This is a genomic window from Streptomyces cahuitamycinicus, assembly GCF_002891435.1.
GTDB lineage: Bacteria > Actinomycetota > Actinomycetes > Streptomycetales > Streptomycetaceae > Streptomyces > Streptomyces cahuitamycinicus.
On sequence record NZ_POUC01000269.1, the window covers coordinates 1 to 11,197 of the forward strand.

Below are 11,197 nucleotides of genomic sequence, written 5' to 3' on the forward strand. Positions count from 1 at the left end.
CCATGATGGCCGGAGACGGGGTATCAACATATCTGGCGTTGACTTTTGGCACGCTGTTGAGTTCTCAAGGAACGGTCGCTTCCTTTGTACTCACCCTCTCGGGCTTTCCTCCGGGCGCTTCCCTTCGGTCTTGCGTTTCCGACTCTATCAGATCTTTCCGATCCGATTTCCTCGGTGCTTTCCAGGTTCCCGCTTCCGCGTTTCCCTTTCCGGCGGTTCCGACTTTATCAGAAGTTCTGAGTCGGATTTTCCTCCCCGGCCGGGCATGGTCCCTGGTGCCTGAGTTGGCCCGGGTGCCCCGTCGGGAGGAGTTGTAAACCTACTGGAGCGGGGCGCCTCGATGCAAATCGAGGCGCCCCGCTCCCAGTTGGCGTGGGCTCAGGCCCTACGGACCGTCAGACCTCCACCACCACAGGCAGGATCATCGGCCGGCGCCGGTAGGTGTCCGAGACCCACTTGCCCAGCGTGCGGCGCACGAGCTGCTGAAGTTGGTGGGGTTCGACCACGCCGTCCTGCGCGGAGCGTTCCAGCACCTCCGTGATCCTTGGGATCACGTCAGCGAAGGCGGAGTCCTCGATGCCGGAGCCCCTGGCCTGGATGTGCGGGCCACCGGTGATCTTCCCGGTGGAGGAGTCGATGACCAGGAACACCGAGATGATGCCCTCGTCGCCGAGGATCCTGCGGTCCTTCAGGGCCGGCTCACCCACGTCACCGACGGAAAGGCCGTCGACGTAGACGTAGCCCGCCTGGACCTTGCCGGAGATCTTGGCCTTGCCCTCGACGAGGTCGACGGCGACGCCGTCCTCGGCGATGACGATGCGGTCGTGCGGGACACCGGTCAGGGCGCCCAGCTCGGCGTTGGCGCGCAGGTGTCGCCATTCGCCGTGCACCGGCATCAGGTTCTTCGGGCGGCAGATGTTGTAGAAGTACAGCAACTCGCCCGCGGAGGCGTGGCCGGAGACGTGGACCTTGGCGTTGCCCTTGTGGACGACGTTGGCGCCCCAGCGGGTGAGGCCGTTGATCACGCGGTAGACCGCGTTCTCGTTGCCGGGGATCAGGGACGACGCGAGGATCACCGTGTCGCCCTGGACGATGCGGATCTGGTGGTCGCGGTTGGCCATGCGGGACAGGGCTGCCATCGGTTCGCCCTGGGAGCCCGTGCAGACAAGGACCACCTCGCTGTCCGGGAGGTCGTCGAGCGTCTTGACGTCCACGACCAGGCCCGGCGGGACCTTCAGGTAGCCCAGGTCACGGGCGATGCCCATGTTGCGGACCATGGAGCGGCCGACGAAGGCGACACGGCGGCCGTACTCGTGCGCCGCGTCCAGGATCTGCTGGATGCGGTGCACGTGGCTGGCGAAGCTCGCGACGATGATGCGCTTGCCGGCGCCGGCGAAGACCTGGCGCAGGACGTTGGAGATCTCCCGCTCGGGCGGGACGAAGCCCGGCACCTCGGCGTTCGTCGAGTCCGAGAGGAGGAGGTCGATGCCCTCCTCGCTCAGGCGTGCGAAGGCGTGGAGGTCCGTGAGGCGGTTGTCCAGCGGGAGCTGGTCCATCTTGAAGTCGCCGGTGTGGACCACCATGCCCGCGGGTGTGCGGATGGCCACGGCCAGCGCGTCCGGAATGGAGTGGTTGACCGCGATGAACTCGCAGTCGAAGGGGCCGATGCGCTCGCGGTGCCCCTCCGCCACCTCCAGCGTGTAGGGGCGGATGCGGTGCTCCTGGAGCTTGGCCTCGATGAGGGCGAGGGTCAGCTTGGAGCCGATCAGCGGGATGTCCGGCTTCTCGCGCAGGAGGAAGGGGACGCCGCCGATGTGGTCCTCGTGCCCGTGCGTGAGCACGATGCCCTCGATGTCGTCGAGGCGGTCCCTGATGGACGAGAAGTCCGGCAGGATCAGGTCGATTCCGGGCTGCTCCTCCTCGGGGAAGAGCACGCCGCAGTCGACGATCAGCAGACGGCCGCCGAATTCGAAGACGGTCATGTTCCGGCCGATCTCGCCGAGGCCGCCCAGCGGGGTGACGCGCAGGCCGCCTTCGGGAAGCGGCGGAGGCGTGCGGAGTTCGGGATGCGGATGACTCAAAAGACTCTCCTCAACCACGCACGCCACGTACCGGTGGGGCACGTGGCGCGCGTGACGTTCGTGCAGAAGCAGTTGTCTGTGTAGGGTGCGGGCACCGGTGGCCCGCTTATTCAGTTGTGAAGCAGTTGCGCGGAGACCCGCGCGAAGTCTGGTGTCAGAGCTGTACCCCGCCGGCGACAAGATCGATCTTGAGTTGCTCGATCTCGTCGGGGGCGCACTCGACCATGGGGGCGCGCAGCGGCCCGCCGGGCAGTCCCTGCAGGGTGAGTGCCGCCTTGGTCGTCATCACGCCCTGGGTGCGGAACATGCCCGTGTACACGGGGAGGAGCCGCTGGTGGATCTCGGTGGCCTTCTGGACGTCGCCCGAGGTGTACGCCTCGACCAGCGCTCTCAGCTCGGGGGTGACGACGTGGCCGACGACGGAGACGAAGCCGACCGCGCCGACCGAGAGCAGGGGCAGGTTCAGCATGTCGTCGCCGGAGTACCACGCGAGGCCGGAGCGGGCGATCGCCCAGCTGGCGCGGCCGAGGTCACCCTTGGCGTCCTTGTTGGCCACGATCCGGGGGTGCTCGGCGAGGCGGACGAGCGTCTCGGTGTTGATCGGGACGCCGCTGCGGCCGGGGATGTCGTAGAGCATCACCGGGAGGCCGGTGGTGTCGGCGACGGCCGTGAAGTGCCGGTAGAGGCCTTCCTGCGGGGGCTTGTTGTAGTACGGGGTCACGACGAGAAGGCCGTGCGCGCCGGTGCGCTCCGCCGACCGGGCGAGCTCCATGCTGTGGTGCGTGTCGTTGGTGCCGACTCCGGCCACCACGTGGGCGCGGTCTCCGACCGCCTCCAGGACCGCCCGTACGAGATCCGCTTTCTCCGCGTCGCTGGTGGTCGGGGACTCGCCGGTGGTGCCGTTGATGACCAGGCCGTCGTTGCCTGCGTCCACCAGGTGGGCGGCGAGCCGCTGCGCGCCGTCGAGGTCGAGTGCGCCATCCGCCGTGAAGGGCGTGACCATGGCGGTGAGGACCCGCCCGAAGGGGGTCTGCGGAGTCGAGGTCGGAGCCATGGGTTACACGCTACTCGTTGCTCAGGACCGGGTCTGCCCGCGGGGCAGGTGACAAGTCGCGACAAAGGTGGAGCCCGGCACTGCCTGCTCGGGGGTTCAAGCAGTGCCGGACCCGTTTGATCAGGCTAGATGAACTTCTCCAAATGCCGCAATACGGACACTTCGCGCGGCTGAACCGTACATCTGTACCTGACGGGGGGGACCTGGGCGTGGTCAGGGCGCCACGCGTCCGTTCGCGTTGAAGGCGGCGTACGTGAGCGGCATGAGCCGGGACCATTCGGCCTCCATCTTCTCGCCGACCATCTCGATCTCTCGTTGCGGGAAGGACGGGACCTTCGCCAGCTCGTGCTGGGTGCGCAGGCCGAGGAAGTGCATCAGCGAGCGGGCGTTGCAGGTGGCGTACATCGAGGAGTACAGGCCGACCGGGAGGACGGAGCGGGCCACCTCGCGGGCGACACCGGCGGCGAGCATCTCCTGGTAGGCCTCGTACGCCTGCCGGTAGGAGTCCTCCATCACACGGCCGACGAGCTCCTGCTGGGCCTGGGTGCCCTCCACGAAGACGTACTTGCCCGGGCGGCCCTCCTGGACCAGCTTGCGGGACTCGTCCGGGACGTAGAAGACGGGCTGGAGCTCGCGGTAGCGGCCGCTCTCCTCGTTGTACGACCAGCCGACGCGGTGCCGCATGAACTCGCGGAAGACGAAGATCGGGGCGCTGATGAGGAAGGTCATCGAGTTGTGCTCGAAGGGGCTGCCGTGCCGGTCCCGCATAAGGTAGTTGATCAGGCCCTTGGAACGCTCGGGGTCCTTCTTCATCTCGTCCAGGGACTGCTCGCCGAGGGTCGAGACGCGGGCGGCGAAGAGGACGTCCGCGTCGGACGCGGTGTGCTTGACCAGCTCGACGGTGACGTCACTGCGGTAGCTGGGCTTGAGGTCGTCGGCGGGGGTGTCGGTCACGGTTGGCAGGGCCTTCCCATCTCGTCGTGTGGCGACGCCACTCTACGGCCCGGCCAATTCAGTGCGATCGGTGCCGTGCCGCAATGAAGTCGGTGAAACAGGGCACCTCTGAGGGAGTTCATTCGTCTCTACAGACGAAAGTGATCCGTTCCACCCTTGAAGGAGACGTACCCCTGATGTTCGGTCGGCGTGAACCCGTACCGTTTGCCTTCGTCGCAGAGGCCGACAGGTTCCGCAGCAATGTCACTCCCCCACCGCGCGAGCGGTCGTCCGTCGGTCAGATGGCCGGCCGCTGGCTGCTGGGTCTCACCATCGTGGCGGGGCTCGTGGGGTCCCTGGTCATCGGGACGCCCGCGCTGACGCCCGACAAGACGGCTGATCAGCCGCAGCAGTCGCAGGCGTCCGAGAAGCGCTGAACCACACCGCGCCGACGGTGACTCATCCGGCCCCCCGCCAGTGGTGACCGGGGACACAGATCGGTAGCCTCACCGGGCACAGCCCATGCATGGATCGAGTGAGGACCAGCCGTGCCCCTGCCCTTCCTGACGGCCGACCGCGTTTTCGAGGCGGCGGACGACGTTCCGTTGCCCCACGACGACCGTGACCGCTGGCGGCGGCCGTACCGGCCCGGGCCGTGGCGCGTCGGAGTCGCGGCGCTCGCGCTGCTGCTCGCCTCGTTCGTTCTGTTCGCGGCGGTCATCATCGCCGCGACGGCCGAACTGACGTCGGCGGGGGTCGTGTTCGCTCTCGCCCTGCTCGTCATCGCCGCGGCCCTGCGGCTGCTGCGCATGGGCGTGTGGGTCAGCGCCCGCGGGCTGCGGCACGTGGGTTTCCTCGCGACGCGCACGGCGTCCTGGGAGCAGGTCGTCTCCGTGCGTACGGTGCAGCAGCCGGTGCGCTGGCTGGGGCTGCCGCGGACCGTGCAGGGACAGGCGCTGCTTGCCGGACGCCAGGGCCGGGAAGCGGGCGGCCTGCCGCCCCTGATGACGACACACAACGCGGACTTCCTGGGCCGCTCGGTGGCCTTCGACCGGGCAGCTGACTCGGTCGAGGCGTGGGCCGACGAATACGGCCCGCGCTGACCTCTTTCGACCTCATGCCGGCGGGGCCGGGCCGTATGTACGGTCCGGCCCCGCCGGCTTGTGTTGGGTCGCGTTTCAGGCCGCTTCGGGCTGCTTGCCGTCGTGCAGCGCGATCGCGCGCTGCATCGCCTTGCGGGCGCGCGGAGTGTCGCGGGCGTCGTGGTAGGCGACGGCGAGGCGGAACCAGGTGCGCCAGTCGCCGGGGGCGTCCTCCGTCTCGGCCTTGCGCTTGGCGAAGACCTCGTCGGCCGAGTCGCGGTCGATGCGCCCGCTGGGGGTGCGCCGCAGCTCGTCGACGGGCAGACCGCCCTCGGCGTCCAGTTCAGCGGCGAGTTGGTTGGCCCTACGGGCGAACTGGGTGTTCTTCCACAGGAACCACAGGCCGATGACCGGCAGGATCAGCACGGCGACGCCGAAGGTGACGGTGAGGGGCGTGCCGGTCTCGATGAGCAGGAGGCCGCGGCTGCCGACCAGGACGAAGTAGACGAGCAGGACGGCGGCGGTGAGGGCGTAGGTGAGCTTCGCGCGCATGACGGTCAGAGGCTCAGTTCAGGTCCAGGAAGTGTTCCAGGCCGAACGTCAGGCCCGGGGTGCTCACCACGCGGCGGGCGCCGAGCAGGATGCCCGGCATGAAGCTGCTGTGGTGGAGCGAGTCGTGCCGCACCGTGAGGGTCTCGCCTTCGGCGCCGAGCAGGACCTCCTGGTGGGCGAGCAGTCCGCGCAACCGGACCGCGTGGACCGGGACACCGTCGACGTCGGCACCGCGGGCGCCGTCCAGGGCGGTGGCCGTGGCGTCGGGGGCCGGGGCGGTGCCGGCGGTGCGGCGGGCCTCGGCGATGAGCTGGGCGGTGCGCGTGGCGGTGCCGGAGGGGGCGTCCACCTTGTTCGGGTGGTGCAGCTCGACGACCTCGACGGACTCGAAGTAGGGAGCGGCGAGCTGCGCGAACTTCATGGTGAGGACGGCCCCGATGGAGAAGTTCGGCGCGATGAGCACGCCCGTTCCGGGCGAGGCGGACAGCCGGCTCTTCAGCTGCGCGAGGCGCTCGTCGGTCCAGCCGGTGGTGCCGACGACAGCGTGGATGCCGTGGCCGACGCAGAACTCGAGGTTGGCCATGACCGAGTCGGGCGTGGTCAGTTCGACCACGACCTGGGCGCCTGATGCGGTCAGCGTCTCCAGCTTGTCGCCCCGGCCGAGGGCGGCGACCAGTTCCATGTCCTCGGCGGCTTCGACGGCTCGTACGGCTTCCGAGCCGATCCGGCCCTTGGCGCCGAGGACCGCCACGCGCAGCTTGCTCATCTCTTGTGCTTCCTTCACCAGGGGATCGTCAGGCGACGGCGTCGTTCAAGCGGGCCGCCTGTTTGTCCTTCAGCGGGCCGATGACCGACAGGGAGGGCCGCCGTCCCAGGATCTCGCGGGCGACCTCGCGGACGTCGTCCGGGGTGACCGACGTTATCCGGGCCAGCATGTCGTCGACGGACATCTGCTCGCCCCAGCACAGCTCGCTCTTGCCGATACGGTTCATCAGCGCACCGGTGTCCTCGAGGCCGAGCACCGTGGACCCCTGGAGCTGGCCGATCGCACGCCCGATCTCGTCGTCGGAGAGACCGTGCTCGGCGACGTGGTCGAGCTCGTCGCGGCAGATCTTCAGCACGTCGTGCACCTGCGAGGGCCTGCAGCCGGCGTACACGCCGAACAGACCGCAGTCGGCGAAGCCGGACGTGTACGAATACACGCTGTAGGCCAGGCCGCGCTTCTCCCGCACCTCCTGGAAGAGGCGGGAGGACATGCCGCCGCCGAGGGCGGTGTTCAGCACGCCCAGGGCCCAGCGCCGCTCGTCGGTGCGGGACAGGCCGGGCATGCCGAGCACGACGTGCGCCTGCTCGGTCTTGCGGTCGATCAGCTCGACGCGGCCCGCGGTGCGCAGGGCACGCTTGCCGCTGCGCGGGGCGACGGGGTCGGCGGCGAGGTCCTTGAGGGCACCGGCCTTCTCGAAGGCGGCGCGGACCTGCCGTACGACCTTGGCGTGGTCGATGTTGCCGGCGCAGGCGACGACCAGGTGGGTCGGGTCGTAGTGCTTCTTGTAGAAGCGGCGGATGCGGTCGGCGGTGAGGGCGTTGACCGTGTCGACCGTGCCGAGGACCGGGCGGCCGAGGGGGTTGTCGCCGAACATGGTGTGCGCGAACAGGTCGTGCACGCAGTCGCCCGGGTCGTCCTCGGTCATGGCGATCTCTTCGAGGATCGCGCCGCGCTCGACGTTGACGTCCTCTTCGAGGATGAGGGAGCCCGTGAGCATGTCGCAGACGACGTCTATGGCCAGCGGCAGGTCGTTGTCGAGCACGCGTGCGTAGTAGCACGTGTACTCCTTCGCCGTGAACGCGTTCATCTCGCCGCCGACCGCGTCGAGTGCGGCGGAGATGTCCAGGGCGGACCTGCGGCCGGTGCCCTTGAAGAGCAGGTGCTCCAGGTAGTGGGTGGCGCCGTTCAGGGCCGGGGTCTCGTCGCGGGAGCCGACGTGCGCCCAGATGCCGAAGGTCGCGGAGCGGACCGAGGGCAGGGTTTCGGTGACGATGCGCAGGCCGCCCGGGAGGGTGGTCTTGCGGACCGTGCCGATACCGTTGTGGCCCTTGATGAGGGTTTGGGTACGGGCGACGGCCCGCGCCTCCGAGGAGGTGCGGGCCGTCGCCTGGAAGCCGCGGGACGTCACTTGTCGCCGTCGTCCTTCTTCTCGTCGTCGTCTTCGCCCTCGATGACCGGGATCAGGGAGAGCTTGCCGCGGGAGTCGATCTCGGCGATCTCGACCTGGACCTTGTGGCCCACACCGAGGACGTCCTCGACGTTCTCCACGCGCTTGCCGCCGGCCAGCTTGCGGATCTGCGAGATGTGCAGCAGACCGTCCTTGCCCGGGAGCAGCGACACGAACGCGCCGAAGGTGGTCGTCTTCACGACCGTGCCCAGGTAGCGCTCGCCGACCTCCGGCATGGTCGGGTTGGCGATGCCGTTGATCGTGGTGCGGGCGGCCTCGGCGGACGGTCCGTCGACCGCGCCGATGTAGATCGTGCCGTCGTCCTCGATCGTGATGTCGGCGCCGGTGTCCTCCTGGATCTGGTTGATCATCTTGCCCTTGGGGCCGATGACCTCACCGATCTTGTCCACGGGGATCTTGACGGTGATGATCCGCGGGGCGTTGGGGGACATCTCGTCCGGCGTGTCGATCGCTTCCATCATCACGTCGAGGATGTGGAGGCGGGCGTCGCGGGCCTGCTTGAGGGCCGCGGCCAGGACGGAGGCCGGGATGCCGTCCAGCTTGGTGTCGAGCTGGAGGGCGGTCACGAAGTCCTTCGTGCCGGCGACCTTGAAGTCCATGTCGCCGAAGGCGTCCTCCGCACCGAGGATGTCGGTGAGGGTGACGTAGTGCGTCTCGCCCTCGATCTCCTGGGAGATCAGGCCCATGGCGATACCGGCGACGGGGGCCTTCAGCGGCACACCGGCGTTCAGCAGCGACATGGTGGAGGCGCAGACCGAGCCCATGGACGTCGAGCCGTTGGAGCTCAGCGCCTCGGAGACCTGGCGGATCGCGTAGGGGAACTCCTCGCGCGTCGGCAGGACCGGTACGAGGGCGCGCTCGGCGAGGGCGCCGTGGCCGATCTCGCGGCGCTTCGGGGAGCCGACGCGGCCGGTCTCGCCGGTGGAGTACGGCGGGAAGTTGTAGTTGTGCATGTAGCGCTTGCGCGTCACCGGCGACAGCGTGTCGAGCTGCTGCTCCATGCGGAGCATGTTCAGGGTGGTGACGCCCAGGATCTGGGTCTCGCCACGCTCGAACACGGCGGAGCCGTGGACCCGCGGGATGGCCTCGACCTCGGCGGCCAGGGTGCGGATGTCGGTGACACCGCGGCCGTCGATGCGCTTCTTCTCCTTGATGACGCGCTCACGGACCAGGGTCTTGGTCAGCGAGCGGTACGCGGCGGAGATCTCCTTCTCGCGGCCCTCGAACTCCGGCAGGAGCTTCTCGGCGGCGAGCGCCTTGACGCGGTCCAGCTCGGCCTCGCGCTCCTGCTTGCCGGCGATGGTCAGCGCGGAGGCGAGCTCCGGCTTGACGGCGGCGGTGAGCGCCTCCAGGACGTCGTCCTGGTGGTCGAGGAAGATCGGGAACTCGCCGGTCGGCTTGGCGGCCTTGGCGGCGAGGTCCGACTGGGCCTTGCAGAGCACCTTGATGAAGGGCTTCGCGGCGTCCAGACCGGCCGCGACGACCTCCTCGGTCGGCGCCTCGGCGCCGCCCTCGACCAGCTTGATGGTCTTCTCGGTGGCCTCGGCCTCGACCATCATGATCGCGACGTCGCCGTCCTCCAGGACGCGACCCGCGACGACCATGTCGAAGACGGCGTCCTCGAGCTCGGTGTGCGTCGGGAAGGCCACCCACTGGCCGCTGATCAGTGCGACGCGGACGCCGCCGATCGGGCCGGAGAAGGGCAGGCCGGCCAGCTGCGTGGACGCGGACGCGGCGTTGATCGCGACGACGTCGTACAGGTGGTCGGGGTTGAGCGCCATGATCGTGGCGACGACCTGGATCTCGTTGCGCAGGCCCTTCTTGAAGGAGGGGCGCAGCGGGCGGTCGATGAGGCGGCAGGTGAGGATCGCGTCCTCGGAGGGACGGCCCTCGCGGCGGAAGAAGCTGCCGGGGATCTTGCCGGCGGCGTACATCCGCTCCTCGACGTCCACCGTGAGGGGGAAGAAGTCGAGCTGGTCCTTGGGGTTCTTGGAGGCGGTGGTGGCCGACAGCACCATGGTGTCGTCGTCCAGGTACGCCACGGCGGCGCCGGCGGCCTGCTTGGCCAGGCGGCCCGTCTCGAAGCGGATGGTGCGGGTGCCGAAGGTGCCGTTGTCGATGACGGCCTCGGCGTAGTGGGTCTCGTTCTCCACTAGTGTTTTCTCCTCGTCCTCGTCGCCCTGCCCGTGTGGCAGGGGGACGGTTGCGGAGAAGCGCGCCGTGCTGTGCGGGCCGGTCTTCGATCGAAGCACCCGGGGTTCTCTCTCCCGGGGGCCACTACCGAGGACCGGCGGCGGCTGGGTGCGCCTCTCCTCTTCTTGTCGTGCTGTCGTCTTCTTGTCGTGCTTGTGTCGTCCGTATTGCGTTGTGCTACCACACTACAAAGCAGTGGTGACACTCCGCACGTACAGCAAAAGGAGCGGTCCCCCGATTCTTCGGGAACCGCTCCCCTCACGGCGTCTTACTTGGCGCCCGCCGCACCACGGCGGATGCCGAGGCGGTCGACCAGCGCACGGAAGCGCTGGATGTCCTTCTTCGCCAGGTACTGGAGAAGGCGGCGACGCTGACCCACGAGGATCAGCAGACCACGGCGGGAGTGGTGGTCGTGCTTGTGGGTCTTGAGGTGCTCGGTCAGGTCCGAGATGCGGCGCGAGAGCATGGCGACCTGGACCTCGGGAGAGCCGGTGTCGCCCTCCTTCTGGCCGAACTCGGTGATGATCTGCTTCTTCGTAGCGGCGTCGAGCGGCACGCGTACTCCTCGTAGTCTGTGATGGCCACCGAGTGCCCCCGGTCTGTGTCTCGGGGGAGCTTCCATGACTCGGAAGGCGGGGATCCGCTGGGCGCGGCCTCCAGAGCGGTGAGCTCCGGGGGTGCGTACACAAACGGCCGTCGACCAGCGTACCAGGCGGCCGGGGTCCTCTTTGCCCTGGTCTTTCGAACCTCCCGGCCGGAGCGTAGGGGGCCACTAGGGTGAGCAGATTCGGATCGTTCGTACGTCGGGAAGGGGTCGCTGCGGCATGGCGGAGACGGCTGAGGAGATCAAGGCACGCAAGGAACGGGAGCGGGACGAGCTCTACGCCCTCGACATCTCCGGTGTCGAGTGGCACAGCGCGCCGGGCACCGAGGGGCACGAGGAGCGGGTCGAGATCGCCTACCTGCCCGAGGGGGCCGTGGCGATGCGGTCGTCGCTCGACCCGGACACGGTGCTGCGCTACACGGAGGCGGAGTGGCGGGCGTTCGTGCTGGGGGCGCGGGACGGGG

General features: G+C 68.7%; 11 protein-coding genes. 3 read left to right on the forward strand and 8 right to left on the reverse strand.

Annotated features, from left to right (window positions below):
- Positions 1-395: 395 nt before the first annotated feature.
- From C1J00_RS28730 to thyX, 3 genes are all read right to left on the reverse strand, one after another.
- Positions 396-2,081: a ribonuclease J gene (locus tag C1J00_RS28730; protein WP_102911917.1), complete on the reverse strand. Its 1,686-nt coding sequence runs from the start codon at positions 2,079-2,081 to the stop codon at positions 396-398.
- A gap of 154 nt (positions 2,082-2,235) precedes the next feature.
- Positions 2,236-3,135 (reverse strand): 4-hydroxy-tetrahydrodipicolinate synthase, encoded by a 900-nt coding sequence (gene dapA, locus C1J00_RS28735; RefSeq protein ID WP_102911918.1) that lies wholly within the window; start codon positions 3,133-3,135, stop codon positions 2,236-2,238.
- Positions 3,136-3,348: 213 nt separating this feature from the next.
- On the reverse strand, positions 3,349-4,089 hold the full coding sequence (gene thyX, locus C1J00_RS28740; RefSeq protein ID WP_102911919.1) for an FAD-dependent thymidylate synthase: 741 nt from the start codon (positions 4,087-4,089) through the stop codon (positions 3,349-3,351).
- Positions 4,090-4,265: 176 nt separating this feature from the next.
- On the opposite strand from thyX, the gene C1J00_RS28745 reads away from it, so the two are divergent.
- Together C1J00_RS28745 and C1J00_RS28750 are read left to right on the forward strand one after the other, a co-directional pair.
- The gene (locus C1J00_RS28745) at positions 4,266-4,505 is read left to right on the forward strand and encodes a hypothetical protein (protein WP_102911920.1); all 240 of its coding nucleotides are present in this window, start codon (positions 4,266-4,268) and stop codon (positions 4,503-4,505) included.
- A gap of 111 nt (positions 4,506-4,616) precedes the next feature.
- A complete protein-coding gene (locus C1J00_RS28750) occupies positions 4,617-5,171 on the forward strand; it encodes an SCO5741 family PH domain-containing membrane protein (protein ID WP_102911921.1) in 555 nt (184 codons plus the stop codon).
- 75 nt (positions 5,172-5,246) lie between these two features.
- On the opposite strand, the gene C1J00_RS28755 is transcribed toward C1J00_RS28750, so the two are convergent.
- The 5 genes from C1J00_RS28755 to rpsO form a co-directional block, all read right to left on the reverse strand.
- Positions 5,247-5,702 carry a hypothetical protein gene (locus C1J00_RS28755; RefSeq protein ID WP_102911922.1) on the reverse strand — a complete coding sequence of 152 codons (456 nt, stop codon included), beginning with the start codon at positions 5,700-5,702 and terminating at the stop codon, positions 5,247-5,249.
- Between the two features lie 13 nt (positions 5,703-5,715).
- A complete protein-coding gene (gene dapB / locus C1J00_RS28760) occupies positions 5,716-6,468 on the reverse strand; it encodes a 4-hydroxy-tetrahydrodipicolinate reductase (protein WP_102911923.1) in 753 nt (250 codons plus the stop codon).
- A gap of 28 nt (positions 6,469-6,496) precedes the next feature.
- Positions 6,497-7,876 carry a M16 family metallopeptidase gene (locus tag C1J00_RS28765; protein WP_102911924.1) on the reverse strand — a complete coding sequence of 460 codons (1,380 nt, stop codon included), beginning with the start codon at positions 7,874-7,876 and terminating at the stop codon, positions 6,497-6,499.
- Positions 7,873-10,089 (reverse strand): polyribonucleotide nucleotidyltransferase, encoded by a 2,217-nt coding sequence (locus C1J00_RS28770; protein ID WP_102911925.1) that lies wholly within the window; start codon positions 10,087-10,089, stop codon positions 7,873-7,875. Before C1J00_RS28770 ends, C1J00_RS28765 begins: the two co-directional genes overlap by 4 nt.
- A 308-nt stretch (positions 10,090-10,397) precedes the next feature.
- Positions 10,398-10,685, reverse strand: a complete 288-nt coding sequence (gene rpsO, locus C1J00_RS28775) for a 30S ribosomal protein S15 (protein ID WP_003993372.1) — start codon at positions 10,683-10,685, stop codon at positions 10,398-10,400.
- A 268-nt stretch (positions 10,686-10,953) separates the two neighbouring features.
- Here rpsO and C1J00_RS28780 point away from each other — a divergent pair.
- Positions 10,954-11,197 (forward strand): DUF397 domain-containing protein (locus tag C1J00_RS28780; RefSeq protein WP_102911926.1); only part of this gene is annotated, 244 nt, incomplete at its 3' end.